The sequence below is a fragment of the Sorangium sp. KYC3313 genome, from assembly GCF_052075895.1.
GTDB classification, from domain to species: domain Bacteria; phylum Myxococcota_A; class Polyangia; order Polyangiales; family Polyangiaceae; genus Sorangium; species Sorangium cellulosum_B.
The window spans coordinates 2,154,863-2,173,737 of record NZ_CP197255.1 but is presented as its reverse complement, the minus strand read 5'-3'; the positions used below and the strand labels follow the sequence as shown (position 1 = coordinate 2,173,737).

Here is an 18,875-nt window from a genome sequence, read left to right as displayed (position 1 = left end):
ACGAAGCGAAGGCCATGGCGACTTACATCACCGAAGACTGCATCAACTGCGGCGCCTGCGAGCCCGAATGCCCGAACGAAGCCATCAGCGAGGGCGACGAGATCTACGTGATCGATCCGGAGCTCTGCACCGAATGCGTCGGCTTCTATGATCACGAAGCGTGCCAGGCCGTATGCCCGGTCGAGTGCTGCTTGCCCAACCCGCAGATCGTGGAGACCGAGGAAGTCCTCATCGCGCGCGCCGTCAGGCTGCACCCCGACGATGGGGAGCTGAAGAAGCGGGCCGCCGCCAACGATTACCCCTCGCGCTTCCGCAAGTAGCGCGCCTCGTCGCGTCCCCTCGCGTCGCCTCTCCGGCCGCGCCTTCCATGCCTCCGCCGGCACCGTCGGTTCGATGCGGCGCCCGGGTCACACCGTGATCCGGCGCTGGGCCGCCGTGGTTCTCGCGGGTGCCTGCGCGGGCTGCCATGGCAGCGGTCCGCTGCTCCACCCGGCCCACGTCCTCCGTCCGGGCGCCGTGCGCCTCGGCGGCGGCCTGTCGGGTGACATGGTCGTCGCCGGAGCGGCGGACGCAGGGGCGAGCGTTGCCGACCCGGCGACGGCGGAGGGCGCCGCGCGGCGAAAGCTCTCCGCGATCACCGTATCGCCGGGCGTCGCGCCCTGGGCCAGCGCCCGCGTCGGGATCGAGGGCGAGAACGAAGCGGGGCTGACGTACACGGGGCGAGCCATCCGGCTCGACGGGCGCCACGCGTTCCCGCTCGGCGACGCGGCCCTGTCGATCGGCCTCGGCGCCTCGGCGCTCTTCGCGGGCGGGCTGGGCCCCAGCGCCGAAGGGATCGACGTCCACGGCGCAGGGCTCGACGTCCCTCTCCTGCTCGGCTTCCGGTCGGACGCGGATCTCTACGCGCTCTGGTTCGGTCCCCGGCTCGGCTTCGAGCTCCTCGGCGGCCAGGTGCGGCTGCCCGCCGGAGCGGCGCTCCGAGGATCGCTCGTCGACGCGTCGGGCCAGCATCTCCAGCTCGGGTTCGTGCTGGGCTTCCGCGCGGGCTTCCGCCATGTGCACGTCGCGCTCGAGGGCACCGCGACCTATCACCACGCGGAGGGCGAGATCGCCGGCGAGCCGGTCGCGATCGATCAGGGCACCGTCGCCCCGGGCGGCGGCCTCACGGTCACCTTCTGACGCGGCCGAAACCAACGCAGCCACGTTGCAACGTCGGCGAGCTCGACGCAGCGCGGCGTCAGAGCGTCCCCGGACGTACCGGGACGTAACGGAGCGTAACGGAGCGTAACGGAGCGTGACGGAGCGCGGCAAACCGGCGGCAAAGCGCGGCAAATCGTAATGAGCCGGATTCCCTGTCATTTTCGGTGGCGAGCGCAGGCGCTTGCCCGGCCGGAGGACCCGTTTTAGACTCGGATCTATGCGTCCCCACGGCGCCCTCGCCACCTCATGCCTGCTCGCCGGTGCGGCTCTCGTCGGCTGTTCGGCGCCTGTCGCGGGCGACGCGACGGAGATCAACGGGGTGGTCACCCAGGGGGTCGTGCGCGTCGAGCGCGCGATCAACCTGAGCCGGGACGCCGCCTTGACCGCCACCCCCGGTGAGCTCGACGAGGCCGCGCCGCCGAGCGCGGGCACCGAGGGGGCGGGGGCGGTCACGAACGTGCTGGCGAAGTTCATGCGGCTCTCGTCCGCGATGGATCCGGAGCTCGCCGAGGGGGCCGTCGGGAAGCCGTTCGTCCTCCCCTCCGCCGGCAGCTGCATGGTCCTCTCGCCCGCCGCCGACGACGAGGCGAGCAGCTTCAGCTCGCTCAGCCCCATCGAGCTCCTCGACGCGGGCGACGTGACGATGAAGACCGAGAGCACCGAGATGCCGCTCGCCGCCCGCGCGTTCCCGGACGTGGGCGCCCTGGTCTTCGGCGTGTTCTACACGTCGCGCGACGCCACCAGCGATCTGCCCGCGCCGGCGCGGTACGTGTTCGAGAGCTCCGGCTCGGGGCAGCTCGACCGGTTCGCGTTCGAGGCCGATGCCCCCGCGGGTCCCGAGGAGGTGCGCATCGGCGACGCCGAGCTGGCCGACGGCGTCGATCTCGACGCAGGGGTCGGCGCGCTCGTGCAGTGGCGCACGGACGAGGGCAGCGAGGCCGGCCGGGCGCGGGACATCATCTACGTCGACGTGACCTCGGCGCACGGCGCGACCGTGCGGTGCGCGTTCAAGGACACCGGGCGGGGCGTGATCCCGGGCTCCTTGCTGGATCCCTCGACGCTCGGGCCTCTGCCGGCCGACGCGACGCTCGCCGTGCACCGGACGCGGCAGGTGCCGTTCAACACCTCGGGGATCGACCTCGGCGAGGTGCGCTTCGACCTCTCCGTGAACGGCCGAGCGCGCATCGCCGCGCGCTGACGGCGCTCCGACCGACATCGGCGTGGCGTACGAGGATCTGCGACGTCGCGCGGCCGAGCTCGCCGCGATCGGGCAGCGCGACAGCGGCACCGCGCTCCTCGCGGCGGCCGGAGATCACGCGGGCGCCTCCGAGCTGCTCGAGCGCGTCTGCGACTTCGCCGGCGCGGCCCGGGAGGCGCTGGCAGCCGGGGACCCGGCCCGCGCCGCGCTGATGGCCGCGCTCGGCGGCGACGAGGCGCTCGCGCGCGAGGCGCTCGAGCGGATCGCCGCCACGTCGCCCCGGGACGCCGCGCTGCGCGCCGCCGCCGACCTCGCGGCGCGCGGGTTCTCGCGCCACGCGGGCGCGCTGTTCGCGGCGCTCGGCGCTCACGCGGCGGCCGCGGAGGCGTTCACCGCGGCCCACGACGCGTGCCGCGCCGCCGAGAGCTTCGAGCTCGCCGGCCGCCCCGCCGACGGCGCGCGGGTGCTCGAGGCCGCGCTCCGCCGCCGCCCGGGCGACGCGGCGGCGTGGCTCGCGCTGGGCGAGCTGCTCGCGCGCCACGGCCGCACCGAGGCCGCCGTGCGGGCGCTGCAGCAGCTGCCGCTCGCCGCCGCCGAGCGGGCCCGCGCGCTGCCGCTGCTCGGCCGCTGCCTGAGCGAGCTCGGGCTCGAGGACGCCGCGCGGACCGTTCGCGAGGAGCTCGCCCGGCTCGATCCGTCAGGCCAGGAGGCGCTCTCGTCGCGAGGCGCCGCTCCCGGCAGCGCCGCCGCGGGACCTCCTCCTGCGGGCCCCACGCCCGTCGGGCCGCTCCTCTTCGGGCGCTACGAGACCCTGCGCGAGGTCACGGCCACGCCCCACGCGCGCGTGGTGGAGGCGCGCGACCGGATCACGGCGGAGCGCGTCGCCGTGAAGATCTTCGCGGGCGCGGCGTTCGGAGCGGGCCGCGACGCGCTCCTCCGGTTCGAGCGCGAGGCGCGCGCCCTCGCCCAGCTCCGGCACCCGAACGTCGTCGCGCTCCGCGCGTACCACCCCGAAGGGCCGGCGATGGTGCTCGCCTGGATGACGGGCGGGTCCCTGATCGAGCGGCTGCGGGGGGATCCGGTCACGCCCGCGCGCGCCGTCGAGATCGCGGGCGCGCTCCTGTCCGCGCTCGGCGAGGCGCACCGCCTCGGCATCCTCCACCGCGACGTGAAGCCGAGCAACGTGCTCTTCGACGAGATCGGGACGGCTCACCTCGCGGATTTCGGCGCGGCGCACCTCGGGGATCTCTCCTCCACCGCCACGGCGGGCGCGATCGGGACGTTCGCGTACATGTCGCCCGAGCAGCGCATGGGCCGGCCGGCGACGCTGGCGAGCGATCTGTACGGCGTCGGCGCGGTGCTCGCCGAGCTGCTCACCGGAGAGCCGCCCGCCCCCGCCGTGCGCGGGCGGCTCGATCCCGCGCCGAGCGAGGTCCATCCGGACCTCACGGCGGCCCACGACGCAGCCGTGGCGGCGCTGCTCGCGGAGGACCCCGCAGCGCGGCCGGCCGACGCGTTCGAGGCGCGGCGCGCGATCACCGCGATGGCCTGGCCAGAGCGCCCGCGGCCGCGGCGGGCGCGGGCGAGCGGCCGGCCCCGATCGAGCGACGCGCCGCCCGCCACAGCGGCCCGGCTCGCGGCGACCCTGGAGGTCGGCGACGGCCGGGACACGGAGGGGCGCTGGCACGACGCCTGGCTCGATCGCGACGTCCTCGTGCTGCAGCTCGACGACGCGACCCTCGCCCGGGCCCGGGCCTTCGCGCGCGCCGGCCACGCGGCCTTGACGTCCGTCCTCCGGGTCGATCTCGCCAGCGGCGAGGTCTGGGTGGCGCTGCCCCAGGGCCGCGCGCTCGCCGACGAGGCGCGCGCGCTGACCAGGGCCCAGCGCGCGCGCCTCGGCGAGGCCATCGCGGCGCTCCACGCGGCCGGAGGCGCGCACGGGTGCATCGACAGCCAGCACCTTTACGTCCACCACGGCGAGCTCACGCTGGCCTACCCGCGCGAGGCTCCCGGCGACGTGGAGGAGCTCGCGGCGCGGGACCTCGCGGCGCTCCAGGAGCTCGACAGGAACGCGCTGGACGAGCTCTAGATCGAGGAACCAGGGCGGAGGCGGCGCCAGGCGCGAGGCCCGCGATGCGCGGGCGCGGGGGGTGTCCGGAGCGCCGGCTCAGTTCGGCGGAGGCGGGGCGGGCGGCGACGGAAAGGTGCGCGCGCCGGGCGAGGTGCAGGTGCCCCCGTACTCGTCGCGCTTGGTGATGTCGTAACAGCAGTAACCGTCGTCGTACTCGGCCTCGCTGTCGACCGACTCGACCTCGCCGCCGCACGAGTCGCTTCCGAAATACGCGAGCGCCTCTTCCTGGGAGGGGCATGCCCGCCCGTTCTCGGTCCACTCGATCTCGGTGTAGTCGAAGCACCCGACCTTGTCGCACCCCGTGGTCGCGAGGGTGAGCGCCAGGGCTGCGAGCTGGAGGGCCCGGACCGGACAACGCGCGAGGGCCGAACGGATCGTCGAGATCATGGATTCTCCCGGACACACGGGCGCTGCGCGCGCCCCGAGCAAGCATACTCCGGTTCGGACGAAGCCGGCTGCCCCGGAGAGGAGCGAGCAGGCTCCCGTCGCGCGGCGGCGTGCGCCGCGCCTTCTGGTCGATCCGGACCGGGTGGAGTACACGACAGCATGACGACCGGAGAGCAGGGGGCCCGGGTGGTGCGCGCGCCGCGGGGAAGCGAGCGGAGCTGCAAGGGGTGGATCCAGGAGGCCGCGCTCCGGATGCTCCACAACAACCTCGATCCGGAGGTCGCGGAGCGCCCCGACGATCTCGTGGTCTACGGCGGCACCGGGAAGGCGGCGCGATCGTGGGAGGCGTTCGACGTGATCGTCCGCGAGCTCCGGGAGCTCGCGGACGACGAGACGCTCCTCGTGCAGTCGGGCAAGGCGGTGGGCCGCTTCCGCACGCACCCGGACGCGCCCCGCGTGCTCCTCGCGAACTCGAACCTCGTGGGCCGGTGGGCGACGTGGGACGAGTTCCGCCGGCTCGAGGCGCTCGGCCTGACCATGTACGGGCAGATGACCGCGGGCTCGTGGATCTACATCGGCTCGCAGGGCATCGTGCAGGGCACCTACGAGACGTTCGTCGCCGCGCGGAAGGCGCACGCGGCGCGCGCCCCGGGCGGCGGGCGCTGGGTGCTCACCGCGGGGCTCGGCGGCATGGGCGGCGCGCAGCCGCTCGCCGCGACCATGGCGGGCATGGCCTGCCTCGGCGTCGAGATCGACCCGGCGCGCATCGAGAAGCGGCTCCGCACCCGCTACGTCGACGAGCGCATCGACGATCTCGACCGCGCCCTCGACGCCGTCCTCGAGAGCGTCCAGCGCGGGGCGCCGCGCTCGATCGCCCTCTGCGGCAACGCCGCCGACGTCTACCCGGAGCTCGTGCGCCGCGGCGTCACGCCCGACCTCGTCACCGAGCAGACCGCGGCGCACGATCCGCTCGTCGGCTACGTCCCGCCGGGGCTCACGCTCGAGCAGGCGGCGGCGCTCCGCGCCCGCGATCCCGGGGAGTACGTCGCGCGCGCGAAGGCGGGGATGCGCAGGGAGGTCGAGGCGATGCTCGCGATGCAGCGGCGCGGGGCCGAGGTCTTCGACTACGGCAACAACATCCGCACCTGCGCGATGGAGGCGGGCGCCGAGGGCGCGTTCGCGATCCCCGGCTTCGTGCCGGCGTACGTGCGCGAGCTGTTCTGCCAGGGCAAGGGCCCGTTCCGGTGGGTCGCGCTCTCGGGCGATCCCGAGGACATCCTCGCCACCGACCGCGCGGTGCTCGAGGCGGTCCCGGGCGACGCCGATCTCCGCCGCTGGATCGAGCTCGCGGAGCAGAAGATCGCGTTCCAGGGGCTCCCGTCGCGGATCTGCTGGCTCGGCTACGGCGATCGCGCGAAGGTCGGGCTCGCCTTCAACGAGCTCGTCCGGGCCGGCCGGGTGAAGGCGCCGATCGTGATCGGGCGCGACCACCTCGACTGCGGGTCGGTCGCGTCGCCGTTCCGGGAGACGGAGGCGATGAAGGACGGCTCCGACGCGATCGCCGACTGGGCGATCCTCAACGCGCTCGCGAACACGGCGGGCGGCGCGTCGTGGGTGAGCTTCCACCACGGCGGCGGCGTCGGGATCGGCAACTCGCTGCACGCCGGGATGGTGATCGTCGCCGACGGCACCGAGGCCGCTCGGCAGCGGCTCGAGCGGGTGCTCACCATCGATCCGGGGATGGGGATCATCCGGCACGCCGACGCGGGCTACGAGACGGCGATCCACGTCGCGGAGGAGAAGGGGGTCCGGGTGCCGCACCGGGCAGGGTGACCGGCTCCGCCGCGCCCTCGAGGGCGCGCAGCCGCGCGATCTCCTCCAGGTAGCCGCGCCGCTCCTTCGCGAGCGGCGGCAGCTCGATCACCGCCGGGACGCGCGCGAGCCGCGCGTCGTTCGCGAGGCGCCAGAACGGCGCGAGCCCCATCTCCCCGTCGCCGACGCGCTCGTGCCGATCGACCCGCTGGCCGAGCCCCGCCTTCGAGTCGTTCACGTGCATGCACCGCAGCCGATCCAGCCCGAGCAGCCGGCCGAAGTCGCTCCAGAACCGCTCGTAGCCGGCCTCGCTCCGGAGGTCGTGCCCCGCCGCGAAGGCGTGCTGCGTGTCGACGCAGACCCCGAGCCGCGACCCCTCCGGCCCGGCGCGCTCGATCATCGCGGCGATCTGATCGACGCGGTGGCCGAGCGTCGACCCCTGCCCGGCCGTGTTCTCGATGCACAGCTGCGCACGGAGCCCCTTCCCGCGAGAGAGCACGATCGACAGGCTCTCGCCGATGCGGTCGAGGCCGGCCTCCTCGCCGAGGCTGCGGTGCGCGCCCGGATGGAACACCACGAAATCGATCCCGAGCGCGTCGCACCGCGCGAGCTCCCGGAACAGCGCTTCCCGCGAGCGCTCGAGGATCGTGGCGTCATCGGCGCACAGGTTGATGAGGTAGCTCGCGTGGGCGAGTGTTCGGCCCGCGCCCGCGCCGGCCCAGGCCGCGCGCGCGGCGCGGAACGCGGCGATCTGCTCCGCGCTCAGCGCCGGCTCCCGCCACTGGCCCGAGACCTTGGTGAAGATCTGCACCGCCTCGCAGCGGTCCTCCCCCGCCAGCGCGATCGCGCGGTGAAGGCCGCCAGCCACGGACTCGTGCGCGCCGAAGATCATGGGCCGCACTGCTTGGGGCGCTTCCCCGCCGCCGGCAAGGCATTGCCCCGAGCCCGCCGGATCTGCCACGGCCCCCGCCATCCGCGCGCGCCCGCGCGCCCCCATGCGCCCCCCCTGCATGAGGACTACGCCCGGGCCGCCTCGTCCGTCCGCTGCGACGACCCCGATTCCGCGAGCAAATCGAGCAAACCGCGTGCCGGGGCGGCGCGAACCCCGGTTCGCGGCACCTCACCCTTGACGCGTTCCTGCCCAGGCGCGAATTGAGCGGCCTTCCTGGAGTCTCGATGAGCCATATGGGTGTTACGAACGGGGCCGGCGCCGGAGAGGCAATGCCGGGGTCGCCGGGTGCGGCCAAGGGCGAGCAAACCGCGGCGGCCCCGCCGCTGGTGCCGTCGCACGTGCTCTCGGGCAAGCGGCTCGTGGTGGTCGGAGGGACCGGCTTCCTCGGCAAGGTCTGGCTGGCCATGCTGCTCGCGAGGTTCCCGGAGATCGCCCACATCTACCTGCTCGTCCGGGCCAAGGAGAACCAGTCGCCGGAGGAGCGCTTCTGGTCGCAGATCGTGACCTCGCCGGTCTTCGACCCGATCCGCGAGCAGTACCCCGGGCCCGCCTTCGAGGAGTACCTGCGGCAGAAGATCACGCCCATGAACGGCAACGTCGGCCTGCCGCTGCTCGGGCTGGGCGACCGCGTGGGGGAGCTCACGGGCAACATCGCCGCGGTCGTGAACGTGGCCGGCGTCGTCGACTTCAACCCCCCGCTCGACGAGGCGCTCGAGGTCAACGCGTTCGGCATCAGCAACCTCGTCGAGCTCGCGCGGACCCTCGGGGCCAAGGTGATGCACACGAGCACCTGCTTCGTCGCAGGCTACCGCTCCGGGCTCATCGAGGAGAACCACCCGGCCGAGATCCCCTTCCCCCGCGCCGCGGGCGAGACGTGGTTCGGCGCCGCCTGCCCGAAGCGGACGCTCGATCGGTCGCACTGGGATCCGCAGCGCGAGATCAGCGAGTGCCTCGACCTCGTGCAGCAGGCGCGCCAGCGGTGCGAGGACGCCTTCCGGCAGAGCGCCTTCCTCGACGAGGCCAAGGCCAACCTGGCCGCGCGCAGCGAGCCGTGCCGGGGCAGCGCGCTCGAGAACGAGCTCGCCAGGGTGAAGCGCAAGTTCATCAAGGACCGGCTCATCGAGGCCGGCAAGGAGCGCGCGCTCTTCTGGGGGTGGACCAACATCTACACCTACACGAAGAGCATCGGCGAGCAGGTCCTCGCGGGCTCCGGGCTGCCCTTCACCATCGTCCGCCCCGCCGTCGTCGAGACCGCCGTCGAGTTCCCGTTCACCGGCTGGAACGAGGGGATCAACACCTCGGCGCCGTACCTCTACCTCGCCTCGAAGGGGCAGGTGCAGTTCCCGGGCGACCACGACGTGCGGCTCGACCTCATCCCGGTCGACATGACCGCGAGCGGCATGATCGCCTCGCTCTGCGAGCTCATCGAGGGCCGCGCGCCCGCCGTGTACCAGTACGGATCGACCGACACGAACGGCTGCCGCGTGACGCGCTACCTGGAGCTCGCCGGGCTGTACAAGCGGCGGCAGGTGTTCGAGGGGAAGAAGACCGCGCTCTTCGACATCGTGTCGTCCCGCTTCGAGCCGCGCGGGCTGACCCGGCAGCAGTACGGCGCGCACGGCGCGCGGGCCATCGAGGGCGCGCTCCGCGGCCTGGGCGGCCTGCTCAAGACGGCGAGCGTCGGCCCCGCCGCGGCCCTCCTCAAGCCGGCGGCGGCCGCGCTGGAGAACGCCGCCAGGACCGAGCAGAAGACGGCCACGCTCCTCGAGGTCTTCATGCCGTTCGTCGCGGAGGGCGACTGGGTCTACTCCTGCGCCAACACGCGCGCGGCGATGGCCCGCATGCCCCCCGAGGAGCGGGCGCGCTTCGTCTGGGCGCCCGAGAAGATCGACTGGCGCGACTACATCTGGAACGTGCACCTCCCCGGCCTGGAGAAGTGGGCCTTCCCGCTCATGGAGGACATGCTCCGCCGGGAGATCAAGCCGCTCCGGCCCTACGACAGCCTGGTCGACCTGCTCGACGAGGTCGCCGAGCGCTTCGATCACGCGCTCTCGGTGCAGCGGTTCGAGCAGGACGGGCTCTCGCGCACGAGCTACCGCGAGCTCCGCGACGCGGCCTGCATGACCGCCGCGCGCCTCGCCGCGCTCGGCGTCCGCCGCGGCGATCGCGTGGCGCTCTCCGGCGCGAACCAGCCGGCGTGGCCCGTCGCCTACTTCGGCATCCTCCGCGCAGGCGCCGTCGCCGTCCCGATCGATCCCGGGCTCGACGCGGAGCCGTTCGCGGACGTCCTCCGCTCGTCGACGGCGAAGGTCGTCCTCTGGGACAGCGGCGTGGCGGAGAAGCTCGGCGCCGACGTCCGCGCGGCGCTGCCGAACCTGGTCGCCTTCGACATGGTCGGGTTCGCCGAGGGCCACGTGCCCGACCTGGGCCCGGCGTCCGGCGACGGGCTCGCGCCCCCGGACGTGCGCGTGGGCAGCCAGGACGTCGCGAGCGTCGTCTACACGAGCGGCACGACCGGGGAGCCGAAGGGCGTGCTGCTCACGCACGGCAACTTCACGGCGCTGCTGGCCTCGCTGGCGCCGCTGTTCCCGCTCAAGGCGAGCGACCGCGTGCTCAGCGTGCTGCCGCTCCACCAGACCTTCGAGGTCACCTGCGGCCTGCTCCTGCCGCTGTCGCAGGGCGCGCGGATCATCTACCTCGACGACGTCTCGGCCGATCGGGTGAGCGACGGGCTGAAGAAGGCGCGCGTCACGGCGATGGTCGGCGTGCCCGCGCTCTGGCAGATGCTGGAGCGCCAGATCGTCGCCAGGGTGAAGGAGCAAGGGCCCGCCGCGGCCACCGCGTTCAGCTGGGCCATGGAGCTGAACCGCATGCTCGGCAAGCGCCTGGGCCTGAACGCGGGGCGCCTCTTCTTCGGCAGCGTCCACGAGGCGCTCGGCGGCAACGTCCGCTTCCTCATCTCGGGCGGCGCGGCGCTCCCCAGGGACACGGCCGCCGTGTTCAAGGGGCTCGGCCTGCCGCTCGCCGAAGGCTACGGCCTGACCGAGGCGGCGCCGCTCCTGACCGTCACCAGGCCCTCGCCGGCGGCGAGCCCGGGGAACGTCGGCAAGCCGATCCCCGGGGTGAAGATCAAGATCGCGAACCCGGACGCGAACGGCGTCGGCGAGGTGCTGGCGCGCGGCCCCAACGTCATGAAGGGCTACGCCGACGACCCGGACGCGACCCAGGCGGCCCTCGACGCGGACGGGTGGCTCCGCACGGGCGATCTCGGCAAGCTCGACAAGCAAGGGCGGCTCGTCCTCGTCGGCCGGCAGAGCGAGGTCATCAGCGCGGCGAAGGGCGAGAACCTGTACCCGGCCGACATCGAGCGAATGCTCGGCAAGGTCGAGCACGTCAAGGAGCTCGCCATCGTCGGGATCGACAACGGCCGCGGCGGCGAGCAGGTCGCCTGCCTCGCCGTCCCTAAGGCGCCCGGCGCGAAGGACGGCGAGGGCGACCCGGCGCTCGCGCGGGCCACGCAGCACGAGCGCGCGCTCGACGCGCTCCGGACGGCGATCCAGGCGCTGCCCAAGCCGTGCCACCCCATGGCCGTCCACCTCGACGAGGCCGACCTGCCCCGCACCGCGGCCGGTCAGGTGAAGCGCTCCGAGGTGAAGGCGATCGTCACGCGCCTCGCCGCCGAGGCCGCCGCGGCCGGCGCGGGCGCAGCGGCCGTCGCGCAAGACGCCGGCGCGGCGATCGCTGAGCCGAAGGCGCACGGCGTGGGCGACGAGCCGATCCACATCCCCCGCCCGGTGGCCGACTTCGCCAAGCACTGGATGAACAAGGTCCAGTCCGGCTTCTACGGGAACGTCATGCGCCCGAAGGTCTACGGGCGCGCGTTCATCCCGCACAACCGCAACACGATCGTCGTCTCGAACCACGCGAGCCACCTCGACATGGGCCTCGTGAAGTTCGCGCTGGGCAGCTACGGGGACGGCCTCGTCTCGCTGGCCGCGCAGGACTACTTCTTCGAGGGCAACCGCTGGCGGCGCGCCTACTTCGAGAACCTCACGAACCTCGCGCCCTTCGACCGCAAGGGCGGCCTCCGCACGGCGCTGCGCCAGACCGGCGAGATCCTGGACCGCGGGCGGACCGTGCTGCTCTTCCCGGAGGGCACGCGCAGCCCCGACGGCGGCATCCTCGAGTTCAAGCCGGCGATCGGGCACCTCGCGCTCACGCACAACGTCGACATCCTGCCCCTCTACCTGGGCGGCACCTTCGAGGCGCTCCCCAAGGGGCGCACCGTCCCGATCCGCCGCGACCTCGTCGCGCGCATCGGGCCGCCGCTCGCCATCGGCGACCTCCGGCGGCTCACCGCCGGGATGAAGTACGCGGTGGCCTGCCGCAAGGTCGCGGAGCTCACGCAGCTCGCCGTCATCAAGCTCAAGGAGGGCGGCGCCCTCGATCTGAGCCGGGTCGAGAGCATCGATCAGGCCGCCACCACCACCAAGGAGCACCCGCTCACGGTCCTGTTCCGCGAGCTCGAGTCGAGATACGTGGCGGGGCGGGTCAACCAGCCGATCACCTACTACGTGACGCTCGGCACGGAGGACGAGGCGAAGTGGACGCTGCGGATCGACGCGGCCAGCTGCGAGGCGCGGATCGGTAAGCCGAGCCAGCAAGCGGACTGTGTCCTCAAGACCACGCCCGAGATATTCACCAAGATCGTCCGCGAGGCCTACACACCGAGCCCGATGGAGTTCATGACGGGCCTCGTGAAATCGAACGACATCTCCCTCCTGCAGACCTTCCAGAAGGTTTTCGACCTCGCATGAGCCGCTATCTCGTCACCGGCGCGACCGGTTTCCTGGGATCGCACCTCGTCACGGCGCTCCGTGGGGGTGGCCATGACGTGGTGGCGCTCTGCCGGGCAGAGGCGCCCGCGCTCACCGCGCACGGCGTGGCGCTTCGCCGCGGAGACATCCTCGACGCGGCGTCGGTGCGCGGCGCCGCCGAGGGCTGCGACGGGGTCTTCCACTGCGCCGGGCGCGTCTCGCGGCGCCGCGAGGACGCCGAGGCGCTCTACAGGACGCACGTCGAGGGGACCAAGATCACCCTCGACGCCTGCCGCGACGCGGGGGTGAAGCGGGCGGTGATCGCGAGCACGAGCGGCGTCGTCGCGGTCAGCAAGGACCCGAACGACGTCCGCGACGAGACGGCGGCGACGCCGATCGACCTCATCGCCGGCTGGCCCTACTACCGCTCGAAGCTGTACGCCGAGCGCGCGGCGTTCGATCGCAGCGGGCCCGGCTTCGAGGTCGTCGCCGTCAACCCGAGCATCCTGCTCGGCCCGGGCGACGTCCACGGCGCCTCGACCGGGGACATCGTGAGCTTCCTCGAGCGCCGGCTCCCCTTCACCCCCGCGGGCGGCCTCTCCTTCGTCGACGCCCGCGACGCGGCCCAGGGCATGGCGCTGGCGATGGACAAGGGACGCCCGGGCGAGCGCTACCTGCTCGGCGCCGCCAACATGAGCCTGGAGGTCTTCTTCCGCCGCCTCGCGCGCATCTCGGGCGTCCCGGCCCCCGCCCTGCGGCTGCCGCGGAGCATCGCGCTCGCGAAGGCGGGCGCGCACCTCATCGAGCAGGCGCGGAAGCGGCTGCCGTTCGATCTGCCGGTCGATCCGGTGTCGGCCGAAATGGGCCAGCACTTCTGGTACCTCGACGCGACGAAGGCCCGGCGCGAGCTCGGCTGGACGCCGCGCGACCCGCTCGAGACCCTCGCGGACACGGTCGCCGATCTGCGCGCCCGCGGCGTGGTCTGGCCGCAACCGTAGGCCGCAACCGTAGGTGGAGCGCGGCGCGCGGCCTCGTCGCGCCGCGCCGATCCCGGCTCAGACGGCCCGGCGCAGCGGGGTCGGCGGGAACAGGTCCTTCATGTCGAGCGGGAGCTGACCGCGGAACCCCTCGATCTCCCCCGCGGACACGCTGTCCGCGACGGCCTCGCAGATCGCCTGCAGCACGAAGCCGGCGGCCTCGCGGTCCATGCGCAGCTCGCGCGCGACGTCGGCCTCGATGGTCGCCGTCGTGATGCGCTTGTCCGGCCCGTCGAGGAACGGCTCGAGCGACGGGTGGAGCTTCGAGGGCAGCTGCGCGACGAGGTGCCGCGCCTCCTGGGGCGTCACCCTGCGGCAGAGGCAGCCGAGGACGATCTGCAGCGCGAGCTCCGCGCGGTCGCGCTGCTGGAGGCCGCTGTGGCGCTCGACGGCGTGGATCAGCCGGCCATACGCGCTGTCGGCGCGCGCCTTGCGCCGGGTGAGGGCGCGCACGCGGCCGTGCGAGCGCTCCGGGCGCGCGGTCCCCTCGGGGTGCAGCGCGCCTTCCGGCTTGAACCGGGCGGCCACCTCGAGCTGCGCCTTCACGACGGAGCCGGCGGCCTCCGCGTCGATGGCCCCATCGGCGAGCAGATCGTCGAGGGTCACGAGGCCGACGGGCCGCCCTTGCTCGGTCACCGGCACCCGCCGACACGCATGATCGCGCATGATGCGCACGGCGTCGTCGATCGACGCGTCGAGCTCGAGCGTCGCGATCTCGTCCGACATGATGTCGCGCAGCGTCGTGCTGCGCGCGTCGAGGTCGCCTGCCACGATCTCCAGCGCGATATCGCGGTCGGTGACGATGCCGGCGAGGCGCTGGCCGTCGTGGACCAGGATCGCGCCGACGTGGTTGTCCATCATCGCCCTCACGGCGTCGTAAGCGGTCGAGCGGGGGCTAAGAACGATCATTCGCGGGCGTCGGTACTCTTCGAGCGACATGGCGAGTCCCTCCCCTGGGCAGCGCGTTCGGGTATGTGCGCGGGTACGCCAGGGCACGGCTAGCCAGAACGGTACCAACCGAGATGGCGCGCGTGGCCGGCGGGTGGACGCGGCGCGCGGGATCGCCGTCGCGAGCGGGCGAGTGAGAGCCTGTCGCGCCGCCGGTGCGAGGGGCGAAGCTGCTCGTCAGCGGATCGCGCCGCGCGCCTGCGGCGCCGCACCGGCGCCGCCGCCCGCCTGCGTGCCCAGCGCGCTGCGCGCTTGCTTGGTCGCGGGCGCGACCGGCGCGAGCCGCACCATCCGGTGCAGGAGCCCGTCGACCCGCTGCAGCCAGCCGCGCCAGGCGGCGTACTGCGCCACCGGGATGGTCGACTGATCGAGGATCACGCGCTCCTTCACCACCACGGCGTTCTTGCCGGGCACCCTCGCGAAGGAGATCGTCGCCCGCCCGAACGCGCCGCCGTTCTCGTCGCCGCCCGGCGGGAGCTCGGCGAACGCGTACCCGGGCGGGGCGGTGATCGTGATCGTCCGGTTGTGGTGCCGCGGCGCGAAGCTCGGCGGCAACACGACCGGCAGCGTGCGCTTCACGAGCGGCGCGAGCTGCGACGTCATCGTGGACGCCCCCGAGAGCGGCACGGCGAGCTCCGCGCCCTCGCGGCGGGCGAGCCCCTCGGAGCGCGCCTCGTACTCGAGCGTCGCCGCCCCGTGCGGGAGATCGGCCTGGAACGCCACCTTGGGCTTCACGTCGACCGTCGGGAACCAGCCGTACGCGAGGTACTGCTCGACCCACTGCGCGCGCGCGTCGGCCTCCGCCAGGTTCGACCGGAGCTCGAACGCCGCGTCGCCGATGTGCCGCTCCTTCGCCGCGAGCTCGCCCGCGCCGGAGGGGAGCAGCGCGATCGTCCACGCGGCGTCGACGCCGTGATCGGCGGGCGAGCTCGCCGGCGTCTCCACGATCTTCGGCGGCCCCTCGTCGACGAACAGCGCCAGCGTGCGCGCGTCCATCGCCGGCAGCGGCCCCAGGCGGCTCTGCGGGCTCGTCGCGTCGAGCCACAGGCCCGGCGCGCCGCCCGCGCCCGGGAGGTAGGCGATGCCGTGATCGAACACCGGGATCGCGGCCACCTCGCTCCGGAGCAGCGAGGGCTGGCCCGTGTAGCGCGTCTGCACCAGCACCTCCGTCGCCTCGATGCCGATCGACTTGAGCAGCGTGATGAGCAGCATCGCCTTGTCGTCGCAGTCGCCCTGGCGCCGCGCGAGGAGCTCCTGCGGGCGGTTCGGCAGCCACCACTCGCCCGACACGAAGTTCACGTACCGGATGTCGTCCGCCACGAAGTCGAAGAGCGCCCGCAGCTTTGCCTCGCGCGTGACCTTGCCCTTGGTGAGCTCCGCGGCGAGCCGGCGGACCTGATCGTCGGGCTCCATGAAGCCGGCGACCGCGCCCCGGTACCACTCCCGGAAGTCGTGCCAGCCGTGGAACGTCGAGCCCACGACGACCGGCAGCACCTCCGCGAGGTGCGGGGCGAGCGGCTCCTCGGGCACCTCGGGCGGGTCGTCCCAGATGTACCGCGTCACCTGGCGGCCGTCCTTCTCGGACCTGAGCACCCGCTCGGCCTTGCCGTTCAGCACGTCGATCGCCAGAGGATCGCTCGCCGGCGAGTCGACGACGACCTCGTTGTAGAGGATCGGCCGCGTGTCGGTCGAGCCGACGTAGTCGATGAAGTAGAACGGCGCGTCGCCCCGGCGGCCGACGGGGCCCCGGGTCCACGAGCGCACCGCGACCTCGACCACGTCCCCCGCCTTGAGCTCGGGCCAGCGCACGAACGGCTTCTGCCCGCCCGCGCCCTGCTCGTCCGGCTGCGCCACCGTGCCGTCCTTGCGGTGGACCCGCGCGAACAGGAGCTCCGTGTCCTCCCCCTCGGCCGGGATGTCGCGCTCGTAGAGATCCTGATCGGTGCGCGGCTCGATGACGATCTCGCGCGCGTAGTGCATGAGCTGCGAGACGCGCTTGTCCGGGTGGTACGTCACGACGCGCACCCAGTGGAGCTGCCGGTCGGCCACCTCCCCCTTCTTCGCCGGGGTCTGCCGCCCGCGTGCGAGGAAGACGCCGGGCGCGACGATGTGCTGCTCGTCACGCATGCGCTGCCGGCCCGGCGCGCCGGCCGAGCCCTCGCCGAGGCGGAGCGCGAGCTCGGCCTTGAGGTACGGATCGCCGGGCGTGAGGTCGCGCGCCCGCGCGAGCGCGGACGTGGCCACGCGCGCCGCGGCGGCCGTCGGCCGCGCGCCCGCGCCGCCCTCCCGCACCGCGGCGAGCGCCTGGAACGCGGCGGGCTGGTTCGGCGCTACCTGCGTCGCGTACGACAGCACCTCGCGCGCCCACGCGACGCGGCCCGCGTCGTGGAGCGCGCGGCCGATCCGGATGACGTCCTCGGCCGACGTCTGCTGCGCGAGCGCCCCGGCGGCCGCCACCTCCAGCGCGGCGCCGCCGTCGGGCTCGAACGCGAGCACGTAGGGCGCGCCCCGCGACTCGGGCGCGATCTCGGCGAGCCGGCGCGCGGCCCGCAGCTCGAGCGCCGGGTCCAGCCGGGCCGCGGCCGCGATCTCCTGCCAGACGACGACCGGCGTCCGGTCCTTCCGCTCGCGCTCGACCGCGAGCAGCTCCTCGAGCCCGGCCCGCGCGAGCCCCGCCGTCGCGAGCTTCTTCTTGACGAGCGCCCTGAGGACGCGCGCCTCGGGATCGCGCGCCGAGCGCAGCGGCTCCTCGCGCAGCGCGGCCGCGGCCCAGTCGACCCGCTCCGAGGCGAGGTGGGCGGCGACCAGCCGGCGCTGCGCGAACGCCGCGGTGGCGCGGTCCTTCTCGGCGAGGCCGCGCGCGCGTGCGGCCTCGAGCCAGCCGCTGCGGTTCGCGCCGAACGGCGACACCCAGCCCGCCAGCGCGAGCGCGTCGGCGGAGATCCCGGGCGACCGCGTCACGCGGTCGAGCAGCCCGGGCGCGCGGGGCGACCGCTGGTCGTCAGCGCCGCCGAGCGTGCGCGCCACGACGGCCGTGAGGGTCTGATCGACCGACTGCGACGCGCCCGCGTCGAGCGCCCTGTCGAGCGCCGTCGCGACGGCGGTCGCGGCGCGCGCGCCCGGAGGCGGGGCCGGCGGCGGCTTGAGCGGCGTGAGGTCCGACGAGGTCGCGAGCGCCACGGGCCGGCGGTCCTCGCCGGTGAAGCGCACGCGGACGCGCCCCTCGTCGGCGATGGCCCCGGTGCACACCTTGAGGGCGAGCAGGTGATCGCCGGCGGGCGCCTCGATGCGCGCGGCGATGCGGTCGAGCACGAGGCGCTCATGCGCCGCGTCGCTCGCGGCGACGTCGACGCCGTCCCACAGGAGCCGCACGGCGCCGGTCGCGGCGACGTGGGCGAGCATCGGCTTGCGATCGAGCGCGGCCGGGACGGTCACGCGCGAGGCGAGGTACGTGCAGGTCTCGGTGCGCGGGTGGATGTAAAGATCGAGCGGCACGCCGCGCGCCGTCGACGCGGCGGGCAGCACCCTGCGCCACGCGACGTCGTACACCCCCCAGGCGTAGCGGGCGCTCATGTCCGAGAAGCGCTGGCCTTCGGCCTCGGGCCCCTCGCGGAGCGCGAGCCCGCCGCCCGAGTTGTCCTGGAACGGGCCGAGGACGGCGAACGCCTTGACGAGCCCGGACGGGTCCGGGGGCGCGTCGTACGAGACGGCGCGCGCGCCCGGCCACGTCGCCGCCGGCGGCTCCGGGGCGAGCGAGGCGGCGAGCCAGCGCGCCTCATCGGCGAGCGGAGACGAGGACGCCCCGATCTGCGCGAGGCCTTCCCGTGCGCGGCCCTGCGCGGCGCGGTCCGCGAGCGCGGCCGCGATCACGAGCCCGGCGAACGCGTCGTCGCCGCCCCGCCGCGCCCGGGTCAGCGCCGCGCCGAGCATCTCGTCGGGCGTCGCGGCGGTCCACCGCGGCGACAGCACGATGGGCGCGCGCTTCCCGGACGCCGGCGCGCTGCCCGCCGCCGGCGCGCCCGCGCCCGCCTTCGCGCCCCCGGCTCGCGGCGCCGGCGCGCTGCCCGCCGCGGGTGCGCTCGCGCCCGCCGTCGCGCCTCCCGGACGCGGCGACTGGGCGTTGCCCGCCGCGGGCGCGGCGGCGATCGCGAGCAGCGCGGCGAGCCACCCGCCCCCGCGGAGCGCGCGGGCGCGCGCGCGTCGATCTCGTCCTCGTCGATCCCGTCGATCTCCCCCCGGCGAGCTGCGCTCCATCGAACCTCGCTTCCCCGCCACGGCATAGCGCGGGCCCGATCGCGGCGCGAGCGCGGCGCGAGCGCGGGTGCGGCCGCGCCGCGCGCGCCGCACCCGCGCGCGAACTTGGCCGGCGAGCCCGCGCCCCCCTACCCTGCGC

11 protein-coding genes are annotated in these 18,875 nt (G+C 74.3%); 7 read left to right on the top strand and 4 right to left on the bottom strand.

What is annotated here, in order from left to right:
- Window positions 1-14 precede the first annotated feature (14 nt).
- From ACSRUE_RS08475 to ACSRUE_RS08460, 4 genes are all read left to right on the top strand, one after another.
- On the top strand, window positions 15-320 hold the full coding sequence (locus ACSRUE_RS08475; RefSeq protein WP_012240614.1) for a YfhL family 4Fe-4S dicluster ferredoxin: 306 nt from the start codon (window positions 15-17) through the stop codon (window positions 318-320).
- 115 nt (window positions 321-435) lie between these two features.
- Window positions 436-1,179 (top strand): hypothetical protein, encoded by a 744-nt coding sequence (locus ACSRUE_RS08470; RefSeq protein WP_441290572.1) that lies wholly within the window; start codon window positions 436-438, stop codon window positions 1,177-1,179.
- Window positions 1,180-1,417: 238 nt separating this feature from the next.
- Window positions 1,418-2,398, top strand: coding sequence for a hypothetical protein (locus ACSRUE_RS08465; RefSeq protein ID WP_441290571.1), 981 nt, complete (start codon window positions 1,418-1,420; stop codon window positions 2,396-2,398).
- Window positions 2,399-2,420: 22 nt separating this feature from the next.
- Window positions 2,421-4,487, top strand: a complete 2,067-nt coding sequence (locus ACSRUE_RS08460; protein WP_441290570.1) for a protein kinase domain-containing protein — start codon at window positions 2,421-2,423, stop codon at window positions 4,485-4,487.
- Between the two features lie 78 nt (window positions 4,488-4,565).
- Here the strand turns inward: ACSRUE_RS08460 and ACSRUE_RS08455 are convergent, their stop codons facing one another.
- Window positions 4,566-4,916, bottom strand: coding sequence for a hypothetical protein (locus ACSRUE_RS08455; RefSeq protein WP_441290569.1), 351 nt, complete (start codon window positions 4,914-4,916; stop codon window positions 4,566-4,568).
- Between the two features lie 159 nt (window positions 4,917-5,075).
- Here ACSRUE_RS08455 and hutU point away from each other — a divergent pair, with 159 nt between their 5' ends.
- Window positions 5,076-6,749, top strand: coding sequence for a urocanate hydratase (gene hutU, locus ACSRUE_RS08450; protein WP_441290568.1), 1,674 nt, complete (start codon window positions 5,076-5,078; stop codon window positions 6,747-6,749).
- On the opposite strand, the gene ACSRUE_RS08445 is transcribed toward hutU, so the two are convergent.
- Entirely contained in the window at window positions 6,664-7,620 is a 957-nt protein-coding gene (locus tag ACSRUE_RS08445) for a deoxyribonuclease IV (protein WP_441290567.1), read from the bottom strand. The genes hutU and ACSRUE_RS08445 overlap by 86 nt on opposite strands.
- A gap of 293 nt (window positions 7,621-7,913) precedes the next feature.
- Between ACSRUE_RS08445 and ACSRUE_RS08440 the strand changes: the two genes are divergently transcribed.
- Entirely contained in the window at window positions 7,914-12,497 is a 4,584-nt protein-coding gene (locus ACSRUE_RS08440; protein WP_441290566.1) for an AMP-binding protein, read from the top strand.
- Window positions 12,494-13,495 carry an NAD-dependent epimerase/dehydratase family protein gene (locus ACSRUE_RS08435; protein WP_437763613.1) on the top strand — a complete coding sequence of 334 codons (1,002 nt, stop codon included), beginning with the start codon at window positions 12,494-12,496 and terminating at the stop codon, window positions 13,493-13,495. Before ACSRUE_RS08440 ends, ACSRUE_RS08435 begins: the two co-directional genes overlap by 4 nt.
- A 57-nt stretch (window positions 13,496-13,552) precedes the next feature.
- Here ACSRUE_RS08435 and ACSRUE_RS08430 read toward each other — a convergent pair whose 3' ends face one another.
- Together ACSRUE_RS08430 and ACSRUE_RS08425 are read right to left on the bottom strand one after the other, a co-directional pair.
- The gene (locus tag ACSRUE_RS08430) at window positions 13,553-14,473 is read right to left on the bottom strand and encodes a DUF2267 domain-containing protein (RefSeq protein ID WP_441290565.1); all 921 of its coding nucleotides are present in this window, start codon (window positions 14,471-14,473) and stop codon (window positions 13,553-13,555) included.
- A 186-nt stretch (window positions 14,474-14,659) separates the two neighbouring features.
- The gene (locus ACSRUE_RS08425; protein ID WP_441290564.1) at window positions 14,660-18,736 is read right to left on the bottom strand and encodes a transglutaminase domain-containing protein; all 4,077 of its coding nucleotides are present in this window, start codon (window positions 18,734-18,736) and stop codon (window positions 14,660-14,662) included.
- Window positions 18,737-18,875 lie beyond the last annotated feature (139 nt).

What these genes read in the sequence shown, in the direction of transcription:
- ACSRUE_RS08475 (WP_012240614.1), top strand. Translation starts at nt 15, where the DNA reads ATGGCGACTTACATCACCGAAGACTGCATCAACTGCGGCGCCTGCGAG.
- ACSRUE_RS08465 (WP_441290571.1), top strand. Translation starts at nt 1,418, where the DNA reads ATGCGTCCCCACGGCGCCCTCGCCACCTCATGCCTGCTCGCCGGTGCG.
- ACSRUE_RS08455 (WP_441290569.1), bottom strand. Translation starts at nt 4,916, where the DNA reads ATGATCTCGACGATCCGTTCGGCCCTCGCGCGTTGTCCGGTCCGGGCC.
- hutU (WP_441290568.1), top strand. Translation starts at nt 5,076, where the DNA reads ATGACGACCGGAGAGCAGGGGGCCCGGGTGGTGCGCGCGCCGCGGGGA.
- ACSRUE_RS08445 (WP_441290567.1), bottom strand. Translation starts at nt 7,620, where the DNA reads ATGATCTTCGGCGCGCACGAGTCCGTGGCTGGCGGCCTTCACCGCGCG.
- ACSRUE_RS08440 (WP_441290566.1), top strand. Translation starts at nt 7,914, where the DNA reads ATGGGTGTTACGAACGGGGCCGGCGCCGGAGAGGCAATGCCGGGGTCG.
- ACSRUE_RS08435 (WP_437763613.1), top strand. Translation starts at nt 12,494, where the DNA reads ATGAGCCGCTATCTCGTCACCGGCGCGACCGGTTTCCTGGGATCGCAC.
- ACSRUE_RS08430 (WP_441290565.1), bottom strand. Translation starts at nt 14,473, where the DNA reads ATGTCGCTCGAAGAGTACCGACGCCCGCGAATGATCGTTCTTAGCCCC.
- ACSRUE_RS08425 (WP_441290564.1), bottom strand. Translation starts at nt 18,736, where the DNA reads ATGGAGCGCAGCTCGCCGGGGGGAGATCGACGGGATCGACGAGGACGA.